This is a genomic window from Steroidobacter gossypii (assembly GCF_016801985.1).
GTDB lineage: Bacteria > Pseudomonadota > Gammaproteobacteria > Steroidobacterales > Steroidobacteraceae > Steroidobacter > Steroidobacter gossypii.
Window position 1 is genome coordinate 318,892 of the sequence record NZ_JAEVLS010000002.1, and the last position, 23,243, is coordinate 342,134.

At 61.3% G+C, this 23,243-nt stretch carries 21 protein-coding genes; 17 read left to right on the forward strand and 4 right to left on the reverse strand.

The features are described 5' to 3' along the window. The first annotated feature begins 8 nt into the window (after positions 1 to 8). From JM946_RS08750 to JM946_RS29955, 10 genes are all read left to right on the forward strand, one after another. Entirely contained in the window at positions 9 to 1,196 is a 1,188-nt protein-coding gene (locus tag JM946_RS08750; protein WP_203166906.1) for a molybdopterin-dependent oxidoreductase, read from the forward strand. Continuing rightward, positions 1,193 to 1,498: a hypothetical protein gene (locus JM946_RS08755; RefSeq protein ID WP_203166907.1), complete on the forward strand. Its 306-nt coding sequence runs from the start codon at positions 1,193 to 1,195 to the stop codon at positions 1,496 to 1,498. Before JM946_RS08750 ends, JM946_RS08755 begins: the two co-directional genes overlap by 4 nt. Positions 1,499 to 1,523: 25 nt before the next feature. Then, positions 1,524 to 2,285: a 3-keto-disaccharide hydrolase gene (locus JM946_RS08760; RefSeq protein WP_407700531.1), complete on the forward strand. Its 762-nt coding sequence runs from the start codon at positions 1,524 to 1,526 to the stop codon at positions 2,283 to 2,285. A 111-nt stretch (positions 2,286 to 2,396) separates the two neighbouring features. Continuing rightward, on the forward strand, positions 2,397 to 3,539 hold the full coding sequence (locus JM946_RS08765; protein ID WP_203166909.1) for a PQQ-dependent sugar dehydrogenase: 1,143 nt from the start codon (positions 2,397 to 2,399) through the stop codon (positions 3,537 to 3,539). 160 nt (positions 3,540 to 3,699) lie between these two features. Then, entirely contained in the window at positions 3,700 to 5,061 is a 1,362-nt protein-coding gene (locus tag JM946_RS30250; RefSeq protein ID WP_203166910.1) for a Kelch repeat-containing protein, read from the forward strand. 11 nt (positions 5,062 to 5,072) lie between these two features. Further along, positions 5,073 to 6,299 carry an ROK family transcriptional regulator gene (locus JM946_RS08775; protein WP_203166911.1) on the forward strand — a complete coding sequence of 409 codons (1,227 nt, stop codon included), beginning with the start codon at positions 5,073 to 5,075 and terminating at the stop codon, positions 6,297 to 6,299. Between the two features lie 114 nt (positions 6,300 to 6,413). Then, positions 6,414 to 7,316, forward strand: coding sequence for an ROK family protein (locus tag JM946_RS08780; protein WP_203166912.1), 903 nt, complete (start codon positions 6,414 to 6,416; stop codon positions 7,314 to 7,316). Beyond that, positions 7,301 to 8,485, forward strand: a complete 1,185-nt coding sequence (locus JM946_RS08785) for an AGE family epimerase/isomerase (RefSeq protein WP_203166913.1) — start codon at positions 7,301 to 7,303, stop codon at positions 8,483 to 8,485. Before JM946_RS08780 ends, JM946_RS08785 begins: the two co-directional genes overlap by 16 nt. A gap of 158 nt (positions 8,486 to 8,643) precedes the next feature. After that, positions 8,644 to 11,589 (forward strand): TonB-dependent receptor, encoded by a 2,946-nt coding sequence (locus JM946_RS08790; protein WP_218042698.1) that lies wholly within the window; start codon positions 8,644 to 8,646, stop codon positions 11,587 to 11,589. Between the two features lie 14 nt (positions 11,590 to 11,603). Continuing rightward, entirely contained in the window at positions 11,604 to 11,795 is a 192-nt protein-coding gene (locus JM946_RS29955) for a hypothetical protein (protein ID WP_218042700.1), read from the forward strand. A gap of 9 nt (positions 11,796 to 11,804) precedes the next feature. On the opposite strand, the gene JM946_RS08795 is transcribed toward JM946_RS29955, so the two are convergent. Next, a complete protein-coding gene (locus JM946_RS08795; protein ID WP_203166915.1) occupies positions 11,805 to 12,296 on the reverse strand; it encodes a hypothetical protein in 492 nt (163 codons plus the stop codon). 76 nt (positions 12,297 to 12,372) lie between these two features. Here JM946_RS08795 and JM946_RS08800 point away from each other — a divergent pair, with 76 nt between their 5' ends. Next, positions 12,373 to 13,284 carry an AraC family transcriptional regulator gene (locus JM946_RS08800; protein ID WP_407700510.1) on the forward strand — a complete coding sequence of 304 codons (912 nt, stop codon included), beginning with the start codon at positions 12,373 to 12,375 and terminating at the stop codon, positions 13,282 to 13,284. Positions 13,285 to 13,293: 9 nt separating this feature from the next. On the opposite strand, the gene JM946_RS08805 is transcribed toward JM946_RS08800, so the two are convergent. Further along, positions 13,294 to 14,205, reverse strand: coding sequence for an AraC family transcriptional regulator (locus tag JM946_RS08805; protein WP_218042702.1), 912 nt, complete (start codon positions 14,203 to 14,205; stop codon positions 13,294 to 13,296). A 152-nt stretch (positions 14,206 to 14,357) separates the two neighbouring features. Between JM946_RS08805 and JM946_RS08810 the strand changes: the two genes are divergently transcribed. Together JM946_RS08810 and JM946_RS08815 are read left to right on the forward strand one after the other, a co-directional pair. Then, positions 14,358 to 15,191 (forward strand): oxidoreductase, encoded by an 834-nt coding sequence (locus JM946_RS08810; protein ID WP_203166918.1) that lies wholly within the window; start codon positions 14,358 to 14,360, stop codon positions 15,189 to 15,191. Positions 15,192 to 15,729: 538 nt separating this feature from the next. Further along, complete coding sequence (locus tag JM946_RS08815) at positions 15,730 to 16,182, forward strand: SRPBCC family protein (RefSeq protein ID WP_203166919.1); 453 nt, start codon at positions 15,730 to 15,732, stop codon at positions 16,180 to 16,182. 77 nt (positions 16,183 to 16,259) lie between these two features. Here the strand turns inward: JM946_RS08815 and JM946_RS08820 are convergent, their stop codons facing one another. Next, complete coding sequence (locus JM946_RS08820) at positions 16,260 to 16,688, reverse strand: GNAT family N-acetyltransferase (protein ID WP_218042703.1); 429 nt, start codon at positions 16,686 to 16,688, stop codon at positions 16,260 to 16,262. Between the two features lie 315 nt (positions 16,689 to 17,003). Here JM946_RS08820 and JM946_RS08825 point away from each other — a divergent pair, with 315 nt between their 5' ends. The 4 genes from JM946_RS08825 (at position 17,004) to JM946_RS08840 (ending at position 20,050) form a co-directional block, all read left to right on the forward strand. Continuing rightward, positions 17,004 to 17,624 carry a hypothetical protein gene (locus tag JM946_RS08825; RefSeq protein WP_203166921.1) on the forward strand — a complete coding sequence of 207 codons (621 nt, stop codon included), beginning with the start codon at positions 17,004 to 17,006 and terminating at the stop codon, positions 17,622 to 17,624. A gap of 295 nt (positions 17,625 to 17,919) precedes the next feature. Beyond that, the gene (locus tag JM946_RS08830) at positions 17,920 to 18,393 is read left to right on the forward strand and encodes a DUF2490 domain-containing protein (protein WP_218042704.1); all 474 of its coding nucleotides are present in this window, start codon (positions 17,920 to 17,922) and stop codon (positions 18,391 to 18,393) included. Between the two features lie 155 nt (positions 18,394 to 18,548). Next, positions 18,549 to 19,019: an SET domain-containing protein gene (locus JM946_RS08835; protein ID WP_203166923.1), complete on the forward strand. Its 471-nt coding sequence runs from the start codon at positions 18,549 to 18,551 to the stop codon at positions 19,017 to 19,019. Positions 19,020 to 19,183: 164 nt separating this feature from the next. Then, a complete protein-coding gene (locus tag JM946_RS08840) occupies positions 19,184 to 20,050 on the forward strand; it encodes an alpha/beta fold hydrolase (RefSeq protein WP_203166924.1) in 867 nt (288 codons plus the stop codon). Between the two features lie 105 nt (positions 20,051 to 20,155). On the opposite strand, the gene JM946_RS08845 is transcribed toward JM946_RS08840, so the two are convergent. After that, complete coding sequence (locus JM946_RS08845) at positions 20,156 to 23,230, reverse strand: glycoside hydrolase family 2 protein (RefSeq protein WP_203166925.1); 3,075 nt, start codon at positions 23,228 to 23,230, stop codon at positions 20,156 to 20,158. Positions 23,231 to 23,243 lie beyond the last annotated feature (13 nt).

The following is a 23,243-nucleotide window of genomic DNA, read 5'->3' on the forward strand; positions in this document are numbered from 1 at the left end:
AATCACCCATGATGACACGCCGTCGAATGATCGCCGGCCTGAGCGGATCGCTGCTGCTCGGCGAAGCCGGATTGTTTGCTGGCCATGCGGCGGCGGCCGAGACTGCGCCACCCGAGCTGGTCGCCCTGTCGCAGAAAAAGCCGCTGATCAAGCGCACCTTCCGACCGCCGAACTTCGAAACGCCGCTCGCGGATCTGCGCTCGGAGTTCACAGCCAACGACGCCTTCTTCGTTCGATACCATCTCGCGCAAGTCCCGGAGGTAGATGTGCGGAAGTGGCGGCTGCGAGTGGTTGGCGCGGGGCGTACGCAAGAATGGTCGCTCGACGATCTCAAGCGCGGCTTCGAGAGCGTGAGCATTGCCGCCATCAACCAGTGCTCGGGGAATCGGCGCGGACTGTTCAGCCCGCGTGTCCCCGGAGTGCAATGGAGTTACGGCGCGATAGGTAACGCGCTCTGGACTGGCGTGCGCTTGCGCGATGTGCTGCGCAAGGTCGGCGTGGCCGCCGATTCAGTCGAAGTCGTGTTCGACGGCGCGGATGCGGGTCTGCTGCCCAAGACGCCGGACTTCGTGAAAAGCTTGCCGGTCGAGCGCGCGCTCGATGAGAACACGTTGCTCGCTTTCGAGATGAACGGCCAGCCGCTGCCACACTGGAATGGCGCGCCGGCGCGTCTGGTCGTGCCGGGCTGGACAGCCACTTACTGGGTCAAGCATCTCACCGAGATCCGCATCGTGCCGAAGCCGTACGACGGCTTCTGGATGCAGAAGGCGTATCGAGTGCCCACCAACGTGTTTCCCGGCGCGCGGTTTCAAAGTCAGGAGCGGTCGGATACGACTCCGATCACGGAGATGGTCGTGAACTCGCTGGTTACGAGTCATGAGTCCGGCGCTCGTCTGAGACGCGGTCGCGGCGTCGAGATCAGCGGCTGGGCATGGGACAACGGCGCGGGCATTGCCAAGGTCGAGTTCTCTTTGGATGGTGGTCGCTCGTGGCGAGACACGACGCTGGGGCGGGATCTCGGGCGTTTCGCGTGGCGAGGCTTCAGCTTGCCGCTGGATACCACGCAGATGGGTCCAATCAACATCTCGGTGCGCGCAACCAGTCGCGACGGCACTCGGCAAACCGACAAGCTCACGCCGAATCCTTCGGGGTATCACCACAACCTCATCCAGACGCTGCAGCTGGAGGTTGTATGAGGAAGCATGCGCTGGCATTCGCCTTCACGGTCTGCGCCTTGGTTGCAAGTTCATCGCTCGCGGGCGAGCAGGACATACGACTGAAGGAGGCGCCCGGCCACGATGTGACGACATCACGTTGCGCCGTTTGTCATAGCCTCGATTACATCACCATGGTCGCGCCGGTAATGAATCGCTCGGCGTGGCAGCAGAGTGTTCGAAAGATGATCGATGTCTTCGGTGCGCCCGTGACCGATCAGGAAGCGAGCTCGATCATCGAATATCTCGGGCAACATTACTCTGGGGCGCCAACGCCGCGCTGAAATTCCATACTGAGGATCACGCTTGATGCACAAGACTCTGCTTCGATTGACAAGCATGGCATTGCTAGCGACGCTGCTGACATCGGTCGCGCACGCCGCGAATGCGCCTGCTGGGGATCCGAAAGCCACCGAGGTATGGTCGCCGGTGCCGGCGAAAGTAACCCCGGGAACGACTGCCGGCGCGCCGCCCGCCGACGCCATCGTTTTGTTCGATGGCAAACATCTGAATGCCTGGAAAAGCGAAAAGGACGGCGGACCGGCGCAGTGGCGGGTGGAGAAGGGCGAGCTCGTGGTCGCGCCTGGCGCGGGCGACATTCAAACGCGCGACAGCTTCGGCGACGTGCAACTGCATGTGGAATGGTTCGCGCCGCGCTTGCCGGCCGACAAAGTCGATCAGGATCGGGCCAACAGCGGCGTGTTCCTGCAGGACGTGTACGAAGTGCAGGTGCTCGACAGCTTCGAGAATAAAACCTACGTGAATGGCCAGGCCGGCGCCATTTACAAGCAATATCCTCCGCTGGTGAATGCGAGCTTGCCGGCGGGGCAATGGCAGACCTACGACATCATCTTCACAGCGCCGCGTTTTGCTTCCGACGGTTCCTTGAAATCGCCGGCGCGCATGACCGTGCTCCACAACGGCGTGTTGATCCAGAACAATGTGTCGCTCAAAGGCGCCACAGTTTACATCGGCGCGCCGAGTTACAAAGCTCACGGCGATATGCCCATACGCCTGCAGGATCATTCGCACGAAGTCCGCTTCCGTAATATCTGGCTGCGCAAGCTCTAGAGACGAGCATCGGAAGCGCGCCACGCTCCGGCTCCGACTCGCAGCGGGAACTTGCGCGCGGGGCCGATCATTCCGCTCCGGCCCCATTCAAATCTCACGGAGGAGTCAAGCATGAACCTGAGGAAAGTTACAGGGTTCGCAGCCACCGTTGTGCTTCTCGCCGTCTACGGCACCGTCAGCAGTAAAGCCACAGCCGCTCCTTTGATAGCCGCGCAGGCAGTTGTAGCGACGCCCATGGCGCAGTTCAACGAGCCTTGGGCAATGACGTTTCTACCCGATGGCCGACTGCTCGTGACCGAAAAGAGAGGTCAGCTGAAGGTGTACACGGTGGACGGTTCGACAGCCACGATTACGGGTGTGCCCGCCGTGTCCTATGGAGGACAGGGTGGATTGTTGGATGTGGTGTTGCATCCGGCATTCGCGGCGAACAATCTCGTTTACTTCAGTTTCGCTGAAGCCGGTGCGAACAACACGCGTGGCACAGCAGTGGCGCGTGCGAGGCTTAGCTTGAGTCCGCAAAGCGGCGGTTCGTTGTCCAACGTGCAAGTCATCTGGCGCCAGTCGCCGAAGGTCACGGGACCGAACCATTTCGGCGGTCGTATCGCGTTCGGCTCGGACGGCCGTCTGTGGATCAGCTCCAGCGAGCGCAATCAATTCGAACCGGCGCAGCAGATGAACACGACCCTGGGCAAGATCCTGCGGCTGAACGATGACGGCTCCATCCCGGCCGACAACCCGTTCGTGAGTCAGGGCGGCGTCGCCCGGCAGATCTGGTCATTGGGACATCGGAACGTCTACGGACTCGCGTTCGATTCACAGGGCCGGCTCTGGTCCCATGAGATGGGGCCTCGCGGCGGCGACGAATTGAACATCATCGAGCGCGGCTCCAACTACGGCTGGCCGATCGTCTCCAACGGCGATCACTACGATGGCAGGGTGATCCCCGATCACCACACCCGGCCCGAGTTCAATGCTCCCGAAGTCTGGTGGAATCCAGTCATTTCACCTGCGGGTCTGATCTTTTATGACGCCAATCTGTTCTCGCAATGGCGCGGCAACGCGCTCATCGGCGGTCTTTCCGCGCGAGGGCTCATCCGCGTGGCAATCAGTGGCGCCACGGCGCGTGAGGTCGAGCGTATCAATTTGAACCAGCGAATTCGGGAAGTGGAGCAAGGCCCGGACGGAGCGATATGGGTTCTGGAAGATCAACAAGGCAGCTCCGGAGGACGGCTGCTGCGACTGACGCCCCGCTGATCCGAGGCGCCCACTGAACCCCACCAACGGTGGGGTTCAGATACCGATGCAGCGGGTGCTTTTTGCGCCCGAACCCTCGGTTCAATAGCCCGTTCGGCTGATGCGACGCGGCCTGGTTTTTGCCACTCTGCGCGCCGACATACACTTAACGGATCGGCGTGTGACTGCATTCTTTCAGAGGACGGCGGCGTTCGTCTTCACGGCTTTCTTTCTCGGCGGCTGTGGTGGTGGAGGAAGTGGAGGCACGCCGCCACCGCCCGCTGGCCCGACGATCACTCAGTTCACATCGGATCGTTCGGCGTACAACGTGGGCGACAGTGCGCAACTCACGGCAGTCTTTGCGAATGGAACCGGCGTTCTGCAGCCGGATGAGATCCCGGTGCAGAGCGGCCAGCCGATCACGATCAGCAATCTGACTCGGACCATTCGTTACAGGTTGATCGTTACCAGCGGCGCGCAGTCGGTGTCGCGCGATCTCGATCTGAATGTGAGCTATCGCGAGCGCATGCGTGCCCTCGATATGCCTTTCAATCGAGCCGAACACGCGACAGCGACCTTGCAGGATGGGCGCGTCATCATATTCGGTGGCGACGACAACGGCTCCGTGTTCCCTCACGCCGTCTGGGCATTCGATCCTGCTACAGAGCGCTTCACCCAAATCAGCGAACTTGCCACCGGGCGCGTCGGCTTTATCGCTGTGAAGTTGTACGACGGTGACGTGCTCCTCGCCGGCGGTCTTCGAGCGCTAACCGGCTCGCCACGCGCTGAACTGATCGACGGCGAAACAGGGGCGGTCAGCCCGCTGGCCAATGCTCCGTCGACGGATCGGGTGTATGCGGCCGCGAGTCTGCTGATGAATGGCACGGTGCTCATTTCCGGCGGTCTGAGAAATGGCGGGCTCGCGGATAACACCGTCGAGATCTACGATCCTGCGACGGGCACGTTCACGCTGCTGGCGGGACCGCTGCACGTGGGGCGGGCAGAACACACTTCAGTCCGCATCAACGAACGCGCTGTGCTCATCTATGGCGGGTACACCGTCGATGGCCAGCCCGCGCCGCCGGAGCTGTACGATCCAGTGGCTGCTACTTCGACGTTGCTGCCCATGGCCGAGCCAGATATGAGAGCGCGACACGTAGCACATACGATGGTCGATGGCGGCGTTCTCATCCTGGGCGGAGTGAATGCGGACGATGAGCCGACCGGCTCCATCCTTCGCTTCGATCCCGCCGCAAGTACCTTTGCGCCGTTCGCTTCGATGGCAACCGCCCGCGTCTCTTTCGACGTGGGCAGATTGGTCGACTCGCGACTGCTGCTCGTGGGTGGGCTTCACGGAATGGTGGGCCGCGCCACGGATACAACCGAGATCGTGAGCGTCGATGGAGTCCGGCGCGATGGCCCGGTTTTATCCACCGCTAGGTTCTTGCATTCGGTCACGCCGCTTCACAATGGGAAGGTGCTGGTGGTGGGCGGGCTGGACCAGTCACGCACGGCGCTGGCCACGGCGGAGGTGTTTGAGTAGAGTCAAGCGCCATGCAAATCAACCACCGTGTGCGCCGGGCCGCTCAGCGACCTCCCAAACACAGCAGTCTTGCAGGCACCAACCTCGAGCGCGCGGCGGATTACAACCAGCGGGTGACGTTGCAGGCGATTCGCGTGAATGGCGAGATCACCCGGCAGGATCTGGCGCGTATCACCGGGTTGACTCCGCCCTCGATCGCCAACATCACCAATCGTCTGCTGCAAGAGGATTTGATCGTCGAAATGGGGCGGCTGCGTGGCAAACGCGGTCAACCCGCCAAGCGCCTGGCCATCAACCCGGATGGCGCCTTTTCCATCGGCTTGAACATCGATCGCGACCACGTCACCGTCGTGGCGATGGATGTGACGGGCAACGTCCGGGCGCGCATCACCGACGAGATCGACTTCGCGCTGCCCAACGCCGTGGTGAGCTTCGCTCGAACCGCGATGGAAGAAATGCTACGAACGCGCCAGTTCGCGAGGAGCAAAATCATCGGAACGGGCGTGGCATTGCCCGACGATCTTGGCCAGATCGACCTGCCGCATCGTCCTGCCAGCTACGGCGTCTGGAACACCGTGGATGTGAACAAGATGCTGGCTAACGTCCTGCCGGAACCCATCCTGGTCGAGAACGACGCCGCGGCCGCCGCCATCGGCGAGCTGCAGTTTGGACACGGCCTGCGCAGCCCGACGTTTTTCTACCTGCTGATCAGCGCTTCCCTGGGCGGTGGTCTGGTCATCGACGGCAATTATTTCCGTGGCGCGGACGGTCGTAGCGGCGAGATCGGTTTCCTGCCGCTGCGCTCGCGTCGTACCAAGGCCCATTCGTTGCAGGCGGCGGTGTCGTTGTCCGCGTTGTATGAATTGTTGGCCGAGAAGAAGCGAACAACCTCCCGGCCGGAAGATCTGTTGTCTCTCGATGCGAAGGGCAAGGCAGTCGTCGCACAGTGGATCGCCGACTCAGCGGACTTCTTGACGGATCCATTGCTGGCAGTGAGCTGCCTCGTCAATCCCAAGGCGGTGTTTATCGGCGGTCGACTGCCGGGCGAGCTCGTGGATGAGCTGGCGCAACGCCTGAACCAGCGACTGCGCAGCAGGGCAGGCGATGTTCCCAAGATCGCACCGGTCATGCGAGCCGCCATGGCTACGGACGCTCCCGCCATCGGCGCAGCCATTCTGCCTTTTCAGGAACGACTGCTGCCGTCCCGCTCGGCGCTGATGAAAGTCTCCGCCGACTAGTTCCATCGGCCTGTCTTTCCGATGTCCGGCCTCATTAAATAAATTTACTTTTGTAATTCGCCGAAGTAGGCTCAGCGCATTCATGGGGGAACGCGCCGGCGGCGGGGGCGAGCGTTGATACGAATCGGCGTCGACTTCGGAGGGACCAAAATCGAAGCCGCTGCCATCGATGGCGACGGCGAATTCCGTGCGCGCATCCGTAGTGCGACGCCGGCGAACTACGATGCTGCCCTAAAGATGGTTTGCGAGCTGGTGCAAGGCGCCGAGCGGCAAGCCGGAACAAGCAATTGCACCATCGGGATCGGTACACCCGGGTCTATCTCGCCGCGCACCGGCGCGATGCGCAACGCCAATGCGGTCTGGTTGAATGGACGCAGATTCCATGAGGATCTGAGTTCTGCATTGGGACGACCGGTGCGGATCGCGAATGACGCCAACTGCCTGGCGCTCTCCGAGGTGACCGACGGAGCGGCGGCAGGCTCGAAGATTGCCTTCGCCGTGATCCTGGGAACAGGCTGCGGTGGTGGACTCATCGTGAATGGGCAACTCGTCGAAGGTGCGCACGGCGTCGGCGGTGAATGGGGACATATCTCGTTGCCGTGGCCGTCGCATGAAGAAGTCGAAGGACCGAGCTGTTGGTGCGGCCAGCGAGGTTGCCTGGAAACATGGGTGTCCGGCAGCGGATTGCAGCGGGACTACGCCATGCAAACGAATATTCAGAGGTCCGCGGAAAACATCATCGAGCTGGCACGCAGCGGCGAGGATGCTGCGCTGAGCGCTGTGCGCCGTTACATCCATCGGTTGGGTAGAGGGATCGCGGTCATTTGCAACATCGTCGACCCGGACACGATTGTGATCGGCGGCGGCATGTCGAATGTTCGCGAGCTGTACGAAAAGCTGCCGCCGGTGGTGCGCTCGTATGTGTTCACCGATGCCTGGGAGCCGCGTATCGTGCAGGCACGCTGGGGAGATTCCTCGGGTGTCAGGGGCGCGGCCAGGCTATGGCCGCTGAACTGACAGTACTCGATGCGAGCAGGGCGCGTCTGGTGCGCTGGCTCGTTGAAGACGCCTATCCACTTTGGTGGTCTCGCGGCGCAGATCGGCAGCACGGCGGATTTCACGAACGTCTCGAGCAGAACGGCCAACCTGTCACCAGCCCGCGCCGTGCGCGACTGCATCCGCGGCAGATGTTCGCATTCAGTCTCGCTGATGAGTTCGGCGTGAATGGAATGTCGAAACCGGCGGTCGCGCACGCTCTGGATTTCTTCTTGTCGCATTACGTGCGGGCCGATCAGCTGATTCGCACCTGTGTCGCGCCCGACGGCAGCTGCGTCGATGACTCCGTGTTGCTCTACGACCAAGCGTTTGCGCTACTGGGCTATGCGAGCGCCTACGGCGTATTCCACGACCTATCGCTTCGTCAGCGTGCCCATACATTGCTGGAAACGTTACACGGTCGTCTCGCCAATCCAGCGGGTGGATTCTTCGAAGCTCCCGATCGCAGGCTCGCAGCCACGAGCAACTCTCACATGCATTTGTTGGAAGCGGCGCTCGCGTGGCGGGCGATAGATCACGACGAGCGATGGCGCCGCCTCGCCGCGAACGTCGTGGAACTCGCGTGCACCAAACTCATAGACGCGCGGACTTCGCAGATCCGGGAGTTCTACACCGACGACTGGCATCCCGCGAATGACGAGACCGGTTCGATCGTGGAGCCGGGGCACCAGTTCGAATGGGCCTGGCTGCTGCTACGGTGGTGCTCAGGAACAGAGGAGGAGCGAGTTGCAAAGCTCGCTACGTCGCTTATCGATGGCGCAGAAAGCCGCGGCGTGGATCGGACGAGAGACGTGGCGATCAACTCCATCTGGCTCGACGGGAGAGTGCGAGATGTGCAGGCCAGGCTATGGCCACAGACCGAAAGGTTGAAAGCGAACTGTGCCGCTTGGGCGTTGACGCGTTCGCCACGCTATCTGAATAACGCGCAACGTTCTGCAGCGGCCATCGAAAGCTATCTGCGCACCGAGACGGCTGGGCTGTGGCGCGATCGGATGAACGAGCGAGCGGATTTCGTCGAGGAGCCTGCGCCAGCCAGCTCTTTGTATCACCTGGTGGCTGCGATCGCGGAGTTCAGCGCCACGTCATTGCGTCCGGCTGAAGAATCGGCGCTCGCCAGCAAACATTCCTGAGCCCACCCTGTAGATTTGCCTCGGCGACATTCGGATATTTAAATAAAACAAATATAAGAATCTATTGACAAGGCCAAAAGCGCGGCAGCAGAATCGCCTTCAACGGGCCTCGTGCGAAGGCCGGCAAACAACGGATCGATCGAACAGGGGGGCTGAAGATGCAAGCACGGAGTGTGCGGTGGCGGCGTGGTCCATGGATGGCGGCCACGAGCGTAGCGCTGTTCGCCAATGTCGGGTTGGCGCAGGATCAAAGCGCGGGCGGGTTGGAGGAAGTGGTGGTCACCGGCGTGCGCGCTGCTCAACAGGCCGCCATCGACATCAAGCGCGATTCGCAGCAGATCGTCGACGCGATCTCCGCTGAAGACATCGGCAAGCTGCCCGACGTAACCATCTCCGATTCTTTGCAACGAATACCCGGCATCCAGATTCGCCGCGATGCCGGCGAAGGCAGTCAGGTCGCGGTGCGCGGCTTGCCGCAAGTCTCTACGCTGCTCAATGGCGAGCAGTTTCTCGGCGCTAACTCGATCACCACCGTACAACCCAACTTCACCGACGTGCCCTCACAGCTGTTCGCGGGCGCGAATGTTTATAAGACCGCCACGGCGAGCCTGCTCAGCAGCGGCTTGACCGGCACCGTCGATCTGCGAACCCGTCGGCCCTTCGATCTGCCTCAAGGCCTGACCGCCTCGGCCGCGATCGAGGGTACCTATGGCGATGGCGCTGAAGAGCTGGATCCGCAGGGCAATCTGATGGTTGCCTGGAACAACGATCGCTTCGGCGCGCTGGTATCGGTCGCCTATTCCAATGTGAATCTGGCCAATTACTACAGCGGCATGCAAGGCGACCATGGCTGGAGCGGCCGTCCCAACGAGGGCAGCGCCTGGCCGGGCGACGTGAATGGCGATGTGAACGGCGACGGCGATACGAACGACGTGGTGATTTCTTATCAAGGTCACACCGCGTTCAATCGGTTCACCGAGCGCGATCGCATCGGTTTGAACACATCCTTCCAGGTGCGCATCACGGACGCCGTGCAGCTGACGGCCGATGCGTTCTACACCGATCAGGAACAGTATGTTCGTACCGCCGGCATGTCCGCCGAGGATAAGTGGCAGCGATGGGAATGGTTCACGCCGCTATCGTCGCGGGGCAGTGGCGCCATGATCGACGTGGACAGCGATCCGGCCGTCGAGGATCTGCGCGAGCTCATCCTGGTCGATCGATTCCTGCTCGACACACGGCGCTTCAAGTCCTTCTCGCAAGTGGCGCGAACCGACGCCAACTCGAAAAACTTCAACCTCGAGCTGAGTTTCGACAACGGCGGCAAGTTCAAAGGCAGCGCTCGCGCCATCCTGGCCGACGCCGAGCAGAACATCGTCAATAGCTTCGCCGACATCGATCTTGCCAACGGCAGCCAGTGGGGTATTCAGAACAACTACTATCCGGGCGGCGTGCAGAATCCCTATCCGAACGGTTACGAGGGCTTTCCGCAGATCACGGCCGACTATCGCGGCGAGCACGTGCGCTTCTCGGGGATCCCCGACATCGTGAACAATCTCGACGCGTACTCGATCGGCGCTCTGTCCTCGGAGAACAATTTCGACCGCGAAGCAGAGCTGGCTGCGTTTCGCCTGGATGGCAGCTACGAGTTCACCGAGAAGTTCGCGCTCGATGCCGGCATCCGCTACAGCGAACGCGAAACCCAGCAGTTGGGCTACGACTATCTCGCGCCTTTCTACGCCGGCGCCGCCTCGAACGGCACCGGATGTCTGGTGAAGTGGAAAGCGACCGACGTCGTGTTGAGCGGCGGCGGCATCGACGGCGCGTGTACGGCGGGCGATGCGGGCGGCTTCTACACTGCGCTCGGCCGCATGCCACTGTCCTCGTTTGGCAATGACGTGATCCGGATTACCGACTACGGGAATGCGCAGGGCGTGCCACCCATGTACGTCCTGAATCCCGAAGCGATGGACAACCCGCTCGCGTTCCACAACAACCTGTTCCCCGGCAATGTGAAAGTCATGAACCCGGGCAATTCGTTCGGCGTGGACGTCGATCAAACGACCGCGTACCTGCAAGGTAGACTGAACGGCGGCGAGGATGTGCTGTACTCGGCGAACCTCGGGCTGCGCCTGATCAAGACCAAATTGAACGTGGTCCAGAACAGCGTCGGTGCGCCTCAGCCCTATGGCGCAGCCAATAGGGATGCCGGCGACGTGATGACCGATCGAGAATTCAACGATTATCTGCCGTCGCTCAATTTCACGTTCGATCTGAGCGACTCCGTCAAGTTGCGCATGGGCTATTCGAAGACCATGACGCTGCTGGATCTGGAGCAATGGGGCGGCGCGCTGACGCCGTCGTATGCGATCTCCAACGCCGAGGGCGGACGATTCATCATCGTGGGCGCCAACTCGAACGGCAATCCGCAGCTCGATCCGTGGCGCTCCAAGAACTTTGACGGCTCGATCGAATGGTATGTGAACAACCAGACGATGCTCGCCGCGGCGTTGTTCCACATCGAGGTCGACAGCTTCATTGAACGCGGCACGGTGCCCATGGAGCTGCCCGATCAGGACGGCGTCGTTCGCCGCACCGTGAACGTGCTGACGAATGTGCAGAGCGAGGGCGGCACGCTGGAAGGTGTCGAGCTCTCGGCGAAACACGCGTTCTCGGAACTGCCGGGTATCTGGAGCAACTTCGGTGTCGACGCCAACTACACGTACTCGCCGAGCGATTCCGGGCGCACGGATATCGTGGGCGAGGACTTGCCGTTCCCGAGCAACTCCAAGCATCAGACCAACTTCGTGCTGTGGTTCGAAAGCGACCGCCTGCAAGCGCGCATCGCCCAGAACTATCGCAGCAAGCGAGCCGAGGCCTTCAACCAAGTCTGGGGAACCGAGGGGCTCACGGTCTATCAATCCTCCACCAGCTATATCGACGCTTCGGTGAGCTACGACATCACGCCGAGTTTCACGGCGTATTTGCAAGGCCTCAATCTGACCAACGAGTACGAGAACTACTATTTCCAATGGGAAAGTCAAAAGGCCTATCAGTTCGGCTATGAGCGACGCTTCATCGCCGGCTTCCGAGGCAGGTTCTGACGAATGGCCAAGCTTTGAGCGATGCGCCATGTGCAAGTGATCCGGCCAGTGCTGTTGGCGCGAGCTCACTGTCCCTCGGCTGGGTCGGTGTGGGCGTGAACCTGACCGACGAACGTACTCGCAGCTACTCCGCATTCAAAGAGCGCTTGCTGCACCTGGAGGATAGCGGGCGGCACATCACCGCCGGTGTGCGTGCACGCTTCTGACCAGGGCACTCAGAAGCCGACGCCGCTCATTCGCCGCTTCCGCAAGTAGATCACCTGCGCCGTGACGCCAACGAGGAGCGCGACCAGCAGACTTGCTTGCGCTCCGAGGAGTAGCGGCGAGTTCAGATCGGTGACCAAAGGATGCCCATCAGGCACGCGGCGCAGTGTCTCGCTGACGGTGGGAACCATCAGCAGGAACGCTGAGAGAGTCAGCAAAATCGTTTCGATATACACACCTGCACGCCCGAGCCGCTTCGTCAGGCCGACGCCGTAACCCGCCAACAGCACTATGAGCGTGACCAGGCCGATCGCGTTGCTTACCGGCTGATGCGCCACCAGGAACACCGAGGCGGCGCCGATCGACATCGAGACGAAATAGATCGCACCCGGTCGGGATCTGGGAACGATGCGACCGTGGCGGGCGAACATGTAAATGGCCAAAGGAATGGCGGGCAAGCTGCCGAGCGTATGCACCCAGCCCAGAGGAGAAATGCCAAACATCGTAGGGGTCCTATGTGACAGCGTGGTAGTCGCTATACTGCAGGCGATAAGTTAGTGGCAGACCGCCGGCATTGACATGATGAAATCGCTGCAAGACTTGATCGTTCGTCCGGAGCTGCAGCTGCAAGGAATCGCCACCGGAGACCTGTTGTCGCAGGTGTTGTCGCAGATCCGGCTGACGGGGGATCGAGTTTATTCGTGCCGACTGCCGGCCAAGGGCCGCATGAAACTGGAGGCGCGGGCGGCGCACGTGTGTGTGCTCCAGAAAGGATGTTTGCAGGTGTCGCGCGGCGTGGAGTCTCCAGCGACGATTGATTCCGGCGATCTGTTTTTGCTCCCGCACGATGTTGAAGATCTGCGTATCGCAGCGGTCAAGGGCCCGGCTGCGTTGGTCGTTTGCCGATTCTGGTTCGATGCTCAGAGTCTGCGGGCGATGCTGTTCGCTCTGCCCTGGCTCATTCGAATCAGGCGAGAGGAAGCCGCCGCGTGGCTGGAGGGCCTGGTCCACTACATGCTGCGCGAAGTCGACGATGGGCAACCGGGAGGCGCTTTGATGATCTCGCGGCTGATCGATCTCATCGTCATCCGCACCTTGCGCACCTGGGTGCATGAGGGCCACGCGGCCGGATGGCTCGGTGGGCTCGCCGACGCCCGGGTCGCTCGCGCATTAAGAAAAATTCATGAGCAGCCATTGCAACGCTTGGGCATCGAGGCGCTTGCATCAGTCGCAGGGATGTCGAGATCGAGTTTCAGCGCACGATTTACTGCGCTGGTGGGGCGCTCGCCATTGCGATATCAGAACGAGTGGCGCCTGACGTTGGCCAGAGACATGCTGGTGAAGCGCAGCGCTCGGGTAGGTGAGGTGGGCATTGCCATCGGTTACGAGTCCGAAGCGGCGTTCAGTCGTGCCTACAAAGCCTTCTTTGGTTGCTCACCGCGCGCTGATCACAAGAGATCGTTCCGCAGCGGCCGGGCGGCGCGAGAGTAGCGTGTGGGCTCAATGCGACGATACATACGTCGCGTCGGCGAACGCCGCTGGAATGGCGAAGCTCTCGCGCATACGCTTCGCCTCGGCGGCTGGCGGCAAGCCAAAAAGCCGCTTGAACTCTCGGGTGAACTGGGACGGGCTGGTGTAACCGACCGCGTGACCCGCGGCTTCCGCGGTCAGGTCCTGGCGCACCATCAACAAGCGAGCCTGATGCAGCCGAGTCGATTTCACGTACTGCATCGGCGATACCTGCGTGATCACCTTGAAGTGGCTGTGGAAGCTCGGGACGCTCATGCCCGCTTCCTCGGCGAGCTGCGTCACATCCAGCGGCTGCGCGTAGCTTGCATGAATAAGGCGCAACGATCTGCCGATCTTCCCGAACTGCCCGCGCATGGCCAAGGCTTCTCGCATCGAGCGCCCTTGGCCGCCGGTGAGCACACGGAAGTACAGCTCTCGCAACAGACTTGGCCCGAGGATGGCGGCTTCGAGCGGTCGGTGCATCGCTTCGAGGAAGCGCAACACGGATGTTTGCATCGCTTCATCCATTGGCGAAGAGGTCATGCTTCGAGGCGCATGCACGGGCTCGGCGGCCTCTTGACGGTCGATCTGGGCCGCCAGTTCAGCGGCCATTGTGAAATCAAGATGTAGATATAGCGCGAGCAGGGGGCGCTCCGGCGTTGCGTCCGTTTCCATGCTGAAGGGCACAGGCACGGACACGGCCAGGTAATGATGCTCGTCATATAGGTACAGCTGGCCGCCGAAGTAACCTCGCTTGCGCCCCTGACAAACGATGACTATGCCGGGATCGTATAGAACCGGCGTGCGAGACAGCGCTCGATTCGAACGCAGGATGCGGACGCTCGATATCGGTGTCAGGTTGTAACCCTCGTTGGGAGCCAACTGACGCAGCAGGGAGATCATGCGTTTGCGACTGGCCGCGGAGAGTTCGGGGTGCTGGGAAGCCTGCTTCGGGGTCATAGCTTTGTGCAAGAGAATCAGCGAATCGGCGCTTTCTTGGCCCCGCTCGTCAGAGGAGTATGCACCCACCGGGCAACAATCGGGAGAGTGCAACGATGGCTTCAAGTAAAACTCTGCTCATCACCGGCGTCAGCAGCGGCTTTGGTCGGGCGCTCGCGGAACAGGCGCTTGCGGTCGGTCATCGGGTGGTCGGCACGGTGAGAAAAGCGGAGGCGAAGCGGGAATTCGAATCGCTGTCCGCGGCGGCTTTCGGACGAGTACTCGATGTGACCGACTTCGACGCCATCGGCGGCGTGGTGGCAGAGATCGAGGCGAGCGTGGCGCCCATCGATGTCCTGGTCAACAACGCCGGCTACGGCCACGAAGGCATCCTGGAAGAATCGCCTCTATCGGAATTGCGTCGGCAATTCGATGTGAACGTTTTCGGCGCGGTGGCCATGATGAAGGCTGTTTTGCCGTTCATGCGAGCACGCCGCCGTGGTCACATTCTGAACATCACGTCGATGGGCGGCTACATCACGATGCCGGGGATCGCCTATTACTGTGGGAGCAAGTTCGCGCTCGAAGGCATCTCCGAAGCTCTCGGCAAGGAAGTGCAGCCGTTCAATATTTCGGTGACCGCCGTGGCGCCCGGGTCGTTCCGCACCGACTGGGCCGGCCGCTCGATGGTGCGAACGCCTCGTTCGATAGCGGACTACGATCCGATCTTCGAGCCGGTTCGCAAAGCTCGTCAGGAGAAGAGCGGCAAGCAATTGGGCGATCCTCGCAAAGCTGCGCGCGCCATGCTCGCTGCGATCGATGCCGATAGCCCGCCTGCACATCTTTTACTCGGCAGCGATGCGCTCGGTCTCGTGCGAACCAAGCTGTCGGCGCTTGAGGATGAGATTCGTGCATGGGAGGCGGTCACGGTGTCGACCGACGGCGAATGACCGTTGTCCGCAGTTCGGTGCCGCTAACTGTCGGGGTGCGTTGGAGCAAAAGTCGACGATCATGCCGTCCACTGGCAGTTCACGATCGAACCAGTCAATTCCATCCGCCCGGTTCTTGCAACTCACCGTTCGGCAGGGGGTGAGATCCGGAAGCTCCCGGTCCGCTCGGCAGCAAGGTGAACGTTCCGAACGAGAGGCTGGCGAATGCCGGGAGTTGTCGACATTCGAGCTTGAAGCCGAGCTGAGGTTCAGCTCGGGCGCGATGCCCTCATATAGCACGATCCCGTCAATCTGGATTCCAGCGTTGCTGTCTTCGCCCGATGGGAACACTCTCTGCCGGTGGTCGCGCCGGCCGCAAGGTACGCGTGCCATTGAAAAGGTTTGACGGCCGGCTCTGTTAAACTGAGAGAGCGAACGAAGTGATCCAGCGATGTCGGAATCCGGCCAGGTCCGACGTCCTAGTGTCAGCTGCCAAGAATGGCTCTCGGGCCAGGTCGGCTACACGAATTTTCTTCTGACATCAAGCCAAGGAACTGTCATGACTCACGAACTTGCCATCGATCTCACTCTCGACGCACCGGCCGACAAGCTGTTTCGCTGCTACACCGACCCGAGCCTGCTGAAAAAGTGGTTCGCGCCCGAGCCGTGGACCATCAAGAGCGTCGACATCGAGCCTCGCGCCGGCGGGCGTTTCAGCTTTGTCATGGCCTCGCCGGAAGGCCAGGAGTTCCCCAATGGCGGCATCTATCTGGAAGTCGTGCCAAACAAAAAGATCGTGACTACCGATGCGGTGACGCCGGACTTCCGGCCGTCGGGCCCGTTCATGATCGCTGAAATCACCTTCGAGGACCTCGGCAACGGCAAGACGCGCTACCGAGCCGTCGCTCGTCACTGGAACGAGGAAACCAAGAAGCAGCATCAGGAGATGGGCTTCGAGCCGGGCTGGACCCAGACGGCGCGGCAACTGGAGGCGCTGGCGAAGACGATTTGAGGCTTCCATGAGGGCGGTGGCGGGGACGGCAGCTTTGACAGTTGCGCGAACCCGCCTCGCCTCAGTCCGGAGCCGACTCATGTGGCCGTTGGGTAGACGAGATCCATCCACACCATGTCGCGCAGGCGAATGCCATTGTCTTCCATGTTTTCCGGGTAACCTCGCTCGGGCGAAAAGAAATCTCGCTCGATACGCAGCAATCGGAAGCCCGCCTTCTGATAAAAGGCGAGCTGACCGATGCCCGCGTTGGCGGTACCGACGAGAACTCGTTTGACGCCGCTTGCTCGGATATCCTCGAGGACCCTCTGCAACATCAGCTTTCCGATGCCTCGCCCTTGCAGTTGTCGGTCGACCGCCACTGCTTTGAGCTCGACCGTGTCCTGTTCGACAGGAATCGCAAGAACAACTCCCGCAACTTGGTCTGTATCGGCGCTCGCGGAATAGGCGTAAAGCTCACCCGACTGCATATAAGAGCGGACTTGCTCCACTGACTCATCCGCCAGCAAGAGCAGCGGTAACAAGCGCTCACGCGCAGCTCCCGTGGGAACACGTATCAGATTGAAGTTGGACATCGAATTGACTCGCATACGTCGATCTTCCGAACAGATATCGAACCTGCTGGCGACAGCTTCAACGTGCGCCGCTGCCGCACTGGCCTGAACCGGCTTTCGATCATGAAGCGATACGCCTGCCGAGTGCGTCACGGATCTAACGTCTGAAAGTGGCCTCCGTAAGATCGGGTTGTATATGATCTTCTGATTCGGGCCAGAAGGTGGCGTGGCCGCCCTGGCCGCTCGGGGCTGTTTGCACAAGGAAGATATATGAAAGGCATGCGCCTGTTCTCGCTGCTGCTCTCGATCGTGCTGCTGCCATGGAACCCGGCCGCGGCAGCCGCTGGCAAGGCCGAGATCAAACGGATTTACGTCGGCGCCGTCGAGCTGCCGCCCAAGCCAGACATCGTCGGCGGAGGCGGGGTTGCTGCCGCGTTGCTCGGCGGCCCACTGGGAGCGTTCCTGGCCGAGAGCAAGACCACCGATATCGAAGCGGCGTATGCGAAACTGCTGGCCGATAACAACATCGACGTGGCCGCGAATGTCGCTTTCGAGGCGATGGAATTGCTCACTGCCAAAGGCTACGAAGTGGTCGGCAGCGAGGAGCAGGCGGACGCCACACTGACGGTGCGCATCCAGAACTACGGCCTGGTGCCGTTTCCAGACGACTTCGACAAGAAGGTTCCCATTCTGGACGCCAACGTCATGCTCGAGAATCGTGAGGGTAAGCGTGTCTACCGCAAGCTCACCCTGTCTCAACTGAAGAAGCACGTGTGGCGCAATCTGGACGCCCGCCCGATCGAGGAGTTCTTCAACGATACGAAGTTTCTGAGCGAGCAGCTGCGCAAGATCAATACGCTGGTGCTGACCGACGCGCTGGAGAAGTTGTAGACGCCGGCGGCGACGCCCCGGCTCTCTGCGATTCTCCTCTCGCAAGCCGCACCAAGCCGGCTGCGCCCCGCTAGAGGCTGAAACTGCTCCGCGGGGAGGCATAGCGGCCGAGCTACGTGATAGGAACATATGATTCAGCGATCAGGGATTCGCGGTCACAATCGAGCGCATCGACGGCTTCACGATGTAACGCTCGATGCGCGAGTTGCTCTGCTCAGTAGGTATCGCAGCCGGACTGTCGGTTACGAGTGGCGCCGCGCTCGCGGATGAGCCGCCGAGATTTTCCCTCAACGCGATGAGCATCGGCGTGCACGGTCGTACCGATGCCGGCCTCGGGATTGTCGAAGCGCGAGCCATGGTGTCCTCGCATCTGCAGTTGACCGCCGCGCCGACGATTGTGGCGATCGAGGGAGGCGAGACCGAGCAGCAACTTCGGACGGCCGCCACGCTGCTTCTGGATCTGGGCGCGATTCGCATTGACGATCGGAACCTTTGGGTGTTCAGCGATGCCGGCGCCACCCGATACCGAAACCGGATTCGATTGACGCATCCGGTGAGCCTGGATGGGCATGTCATGCGCGTGCAGCTGCTCGACGAGGCTTTCTATGAGAACGGCGGTCGGGGGTGGTTTCGTAACTTGTTCGGGGCTGGACTAGGCTTCGACTTTGGGCGCTCCGTTTCCGTCGACGCTTACTGGCTGCGTCAGGATGATGACGACGCGCGGCCGACCTCCTTGCTGATACTGATGTTGACAGCCCATCTGCTGTAGCGCGCACCCACGGCCGCACGATCACCGCTACGAGCGACTGTCAATACCCTGCCCGGGATCTCCCGCCGCACGCAGGGTGATGGATCTTGAGCACCGCTTCTCGATATCATCCGCCGCTTTGTTCGGGCAGGGTCCCGCCTTGGCGTCGAGACGAGATGAGCGAGCAGACACTTAAGATCGAAGCGCGTCGGTCCAGCATTCACGGTCTCGGGGTTTACGTAGTCGAGCGCATTCGCGCCGGCGAGACCATCGTGGAGATCGTGGGCGAGCGCATCTCCAGTGAAGAGTCGGATCGCCGCTTCGACGAGAAGCAGACCGAGGCCGGTCACACGTTCATGTTCTATGTGGACGAGGACACCGTGATCGACTGTGGCACCAATGGCAACGTGTCCCGATTCATCAACCATAGCTGCGAGCCGAATTGCGAAGCTGTCGACGATGAGGGTCGGATCTTCCTCGAGGCGCTGCGCGACATCGAGGTGGGCGAGGAGCTGGTATTCGACTATCGGCTCACCTGGGACAGCGGCGACGATCCCGAAGATCTGAAGGTTTATCTGTGCAGATGCGGGGCTCGGTCGTGCCGGGGAACCATGCTCGACGTAGTCCCCCTCTCGGAAGCCAGCTAGGACGCTACAGGAGCGCTCGCCTGTTCATGGGCGTTCCTCGTCGAAGGTGGTGTTCCGCCCCTTTATACGAAGCCTTGGGCGAAAATCGACATCTGTGAGCCGCGACCGGCAGAACTTCGTTTCCGAATCGTGCGTTGTTGGTCTTTCTTCCGCGAGGTCAGGCCATGACGCATGTGGAGCATCTGCGGACCGATGTGAACGGAATCGACGTGTTTTACAGGGAAGCCGGGCGTAAGGATGCGCCGGTCCTGCTGCTGCCGCATGGCTATCCATGCTCGTCGTACGAATTTCGCAACCTGATCCCATTGCTTGCCGATCGGTGGCGCGTGATCGCGCCGGATTTTCCCGGATGCGGGTATAGCGCCACGCCCGCGGATTTCGCCTACGACTTCGATGGTTACTCCGCCTTCTTGTCGGCATTTGCGCAGGCGGTGCGTGCTGAGCGATTCGCGCTATACCTGCACGATTTCGGGACCTGGATCGGATTGCGCCTGGCAATGCGCGAGCCCCAGCAAATCGCCGCGCTGATCATTCAGAACGGAGATATCTATGAAGACGAGCTCGGGCCGAAGTACGAATCGCTCAAGGAGTTCCGGCGTGATCCGTCGCCCGAAGCGAAAGCCAGCCTCGCCGCGGCTGTGAGCGAGGAGGGGTATCGCGAGGAGTTCTTGAATGGCTCGGAAGGTGAGGTGGCGAAACGCATCGCGCCGGACCTATGGACATTGCATTGGGCGCTCACGACGCCTCGACGTCGCGAGATTCATATCGATGTCATTGCGAGCTGGTGGGATAACGCCGCCTGGTTTCCACGTTACCAGGCGTATCTGCGCGAATACAAACCGCCGACACTCATCGTATGGGGTCCGCGCGACGGATACATGCCGGCCGGCGCCGCGAAGGCATATCTTCGCGATCTACCCGACGCGCAGCTGCATCTCTTAGAAGATGCGGGCCACTGGCTACTGGAGACTCACCTCGAGGAAGCAGCGGCGCTGATGCGCGCTTTTTTGGGTCGGGTGCATCATGACTAGTCAACCACGTGGCAAATCATCGGGCCACGATGGCATGGTCCCCACCGAGACGGCAGGCACACTTGCTCCTGAAGTTCCCCTGTCAGATGACCCCACACTCCGGTATCAGCGCTCGACTGGACCGTGAAAGTCGGCTTCGACGATGCCCAGCGTCCAGCCGGGTGGAACGGCGTCGGCGCCCGTGTCGCCGGCGGCGCGAGGATTGTTCAGTTCGACGACGTTTCCAAAGGCATCCCGGTCCTGGACCGGGGCTGTTTGTGTCACGCGCACGACGGAGCCACGAATCGGAGCGAAGGGCAGATGCACGTATCCGAGCGATCGCTCGGTTTCGCCTTCCCAAACAGTCTTCCCGTCCACTGTGATCTCGAGTGAATAGGAACGTGAACGCCAGCCGACCAGCTTCAGTTCGATCTCGCTCAGCGACACCCGCTGATCGAAGCGGTACTCGATCCACGCCGACCCTGGATGTCCATCACTGGTCCAGCGACTCAGTTCGTTATCGTCCGTGGTCTTTTCCGCGGCGGACTGGTTCGCGCCAGCAACGATTGCGGCGGGCTTCAACGTGGTTCGGCTGACGCGGAAGGTGGGGAGATCGGGAGTCGGTCCGCGTGTCAGCAGGCCCGGCTGATGATTCTCGGGAAAATCCAGCGACAAGCCATTCACCACAGGTTTCGGGCGGACGGTGGGAATGCGCACCGTGGCTGCCTTCAAACCATCGGCAGTCGCGGAGAGGCGAACGACGCCGCGTTGCGTCCCGGCCCGCAGGAGCACTCGGTTGATCCCCGCTTCGACCGGCAGTTTCGTTGCGAGGACGTAGTTGTCCTGGTGACGCGCCGTTCCTGGAAAGTGAGTGACAGCGTCTTTGTGGGGCGTCTGCGGATTCACTGCGCCGGGTTCCTGGGCGGGACGATCGAGGCGACCCTTCCCCGACGAATCGCCTTGCGCGATCCCTCCGCGCCATTCGGCGGGTCCATCCAGCTCGAATTTAATCATGTTGTTAGCGGTGACCACGCGCCGGCCTTTGGCATCGACCACCTCGACATCGACAAGCGCGATATCCGCACCATCGGCGACGAAGCCGCGAGGAGAAGTGCGAGGCGTCAGCCTCAATGCTGCCGGCGCGCCGACAGTTTCCACTCGATGTTCCGATTGCCTGCCATCGGCGTGCGTTGCCAGCGCGCGGAGTTCTCCCGCGGACCACTCGATAGCCTTCCATGTGTGCAGGAAACCAGCGCTCCTGGCGCCGCGTCCGAGTGAGCGGCCATTGACGAACAGCTCGACGAACTCGCCGTTCGAGACGACATTGATGTCCTTGCGGGTCCCCGGCACATAGTTCCAATGACCGATGATGTGAGTCGCCGGGGTGATGCTGTCCACCCAATCGCTCCACATCACCTGGTGAGCGTAGAAGCCCTGCTTGGGAATTCGCATGGCATCCACCTCACCCGAGCGACGGTAGTTGTTGACGCCGCGAAAATGGGTGTTGGAATCGGAGAAGATGATGTTGACCCCGCCTGAGCTGACCCGATCTCCGGTGCCCGGGCGGATGCGATAGAAGTCGTACCAGCGTCGGACGCTCTCGATCGCATGACTGTCCTGATTGCGATTGTAGTCCGGAGAGTCCTGATGATACGGAGGGGTGAAGTTGTCCTGGTACAACCGTGCGCCCTCATCCCGGGAATATTCCATCGCCCACATCGGGATATCGCCGCTCTTGTTCACGTAGAGCATCTCGCCGCCGTACTCGGCAGTCTGGCTGTCGAGCATCTCGCGCGATCCGATCGCGCGACCGCCGTGAGGATCGTAGCGATCACGCAGCGCCTTCATCTCGCTCATGTGCGTCTCGCTGATACTCTCGTTCCCCGCTTCGTAGAAGAGGATCGAGGGGCTGTTGCGGTTGTAGATGATGGCGTCACGCATCAGCTCCAGGCGCTGCTCCCACTGCCGGCCCTCTGCGTCGCTTTCTGCGTCGCCGGCCGGCATTGCCTGGAGCAATCCGACACGATCCGCGGAGCGCACGTCCTGCTTGGAGGGAGCGATATGCATCCAGCGCACCAGATTCCCTCCGCTCTCGACCATGAGCGCGTTGGAGAAGTCGCTGATCCAGGGTGGCACTGACACGCCGACCGCGGGCCATTCATTCGAAGTGCGCTGAGCGTAGCCATGCATCTGAATCGCTCGGCCATTGAGCTCGACCATGCCGTTCTGGAAACGCGCATGCCGAAAGCCGGTGACGGTGTCCACACTATCGATCACCCGACCGTTCTCGATCAGGCTGGTGGTCACCGTATAGAGATAACCGTAACCCCAGCTCCAGAAATGCAGATGCTGCAGCCGTCCAGCGGCCGCGAATGTGCGCATTTCGCCAGGCTCCAGCACGGCGCGATCGCCATCGAACTTGCCGACGCGTTTCCCGGCGCGGTCACGCACCTCGACGGTATAGGAGACCTCGCGGCGCACGGCGTCGTCATTGCGAACCTCGGACTGGGCATGAATGGTGGCTGCCTGGTTCTCGAGATCGAACTGGTCGGCCCAGACGTACTGGCCCGTCGTGCCCAGGCCGGCGAACAGGGGCAGGGTTTGATGAATCGATGGCGTCAGGTGCAGTTTGACATTCTTGGTGATGCCACCGTAGTTGACGTTGAAGTTGTCGTTGTTCCATTGAAAGCCGCTGCCGCTCGCGCGCTCGCGATATTTCCAGTCGTTGTCTACGCGCACGGCGATGACATTCGTCCCGGGGTTCAGCACCTCGGTGATGTCGGCGCCGAACGCCATCGCACCGTTCTCCGAAACAGCGATCGATCGGCCGTTGACCCACACCTCGGCGGCCTGCCGAACGCCTTCGAACTCGAGGACTGCTTTTCCTGTCCAGCGCGCGGGGGGGCTGAAGCGCTTTCGATACCAGACGACGCCGGTCGACAACTTCTTGATATCGCGCGCAAAGGCCTCCTTCTCGTTGAAGGCATGCGGCAGCGTAACGACGCTCCAACCCGAGTCCTCGAACTGCTCGTGCTGAGCACCGACGACGTCGCCGGTTGAAGTGCGCCAGCCGTGATTCAAGTTGTAGGTCGCACGTTCCGAGGGAACAACCTTCGACGCGTCATGTGAGCGTGCGGGAGTGCCCCACAGCGCCGCCGCTACACAAGCGGCGGCTAGCGCCCCAATGGTCTTCTCTTGCATCCCGCTGGGATCC

Excerpts from the sequence above, each read along its gene's own strand:
- JM946_RS08835 (WP_203166923.1), top strand. The coding sequence starts at position 18,549 with ATGAGCGAGCAGACACTTAAGATCGAAGCGCGTCGGTCCAGCATTCAC.
- JM946_RS08825 (WP_203166921.1), top strand. The coding sequence starts at position 17,004 with ATGAAAGGCATGCGCCTGTTCTCGCTGCTGCTCTCGATCGTGCTGCTG.
- JM946_RS08800 (WP_407700510.1), top strand. The coding sequence starts at position 12,373 with ATGATGAAATCGCTGCAAGACTTGATCGTTCGTCCGGAGCTGCAGCTG.
- JM946_RS08815 (WP_203166919.1), top strand. The coding sequence starts at position 15,730 with ATGACTCACGAACTTGCCATCGATCTCACTCTCGACGCACCGGCCGAC.
- JM946_RS08755 (WP_203166907.1), top strand. The coding sequence starts at position 1,193 with ATGAGGAAGCATGCGCTGGCATTCGCCTTCACGGTCTGCGCCTTGGTT.
- JM946_RS08790 (WP_218042698.1), top strand. The coding sequence starts at position 8,644 with ATGCAAGCACGGAGTGTGCGGTGGCGGCGTGGTCCATGGATGGCGGCC.
- JM946_RS08805 (WP_218042702.1), bottom strand. The coding sequence starts at position 14,205 with ATGATCTCCCTGCTGCGTCAGTTGGCTCCCAACGAGGGTTACAACCTG.
- JM946_RS08810 (WP_203166918.1), top strand. The coding sequence starts at position 14,358 with ATGGCTTCAAGTAAAACTCTGCTCATCACCGGCGTCAGCAGCGGCTTT.
- JM946_RS08830 (WP_218042704.1), top strand. The coding sequence starts at position 17,920 with ATGAGCATCGGCGTGCACGGTCGTACCGATGCCGGCCTCGGGATTGTC.
- JM946_RS08845 (WP_203166925.1), bottom strand. The coding sequence starts at position 23,230 with ATGCAAGAGAAGACCATTGGGGCGCTAGCCGCCGCTTGTGTAGCGGCG.
- JM946_RS08795 (WP_203166915.1), bottom strand. The coding sequence starts at position 12,296 with ATGTTTGGCATTTCTCCTCTGGGCTGGGTGCATACGCTCGGCAGCTTG.
- JM946_RS08785 (WP_203166913.1), top strand. The coding sequence starts at position 7,301 with ATGGCCGCTGAACTGACAGTACTCGATGCGAGCAGGGCGCGTCTGGTG.
- JM946_RS08750 (WP_203166906.1), top strand. The coding sequence starts at position 9 with ATGATGACACGCCGTCGAATGATCGCCGGCCTGAGCGGATCGCTGCTG.
- JM946_RS08775 (WP_203166911.1), top strand. The coding sequence starts at position 5,073 with ATGCAAATCAACCACCGTGTGCGCCGGGCCGCTCAGCGACCTCCCAAA.
- JM946_RS08840 (WP_203166924.1), top strand. The coding sequence starts at position 19,184 with ATGACGCATGTGGAGCATCTGCGGACCGATGTGAACGGAATCGACGTG.
- JM946_RS08765 (WP_203166909.1), top strand. The coding sequence starts at position 2,397 with ATGAACCTGAGGAAAGTTACAGGGTTCGCAGCCACCGTTGTGCTTCTC.
- JM946_RS08760 (WP_407700531.1), top strand. The coding sequence starts at position 1,524 with ATGCACAAGACTCTGCTTCGATTGACAAGCATGGCATTGCTAGCGACG.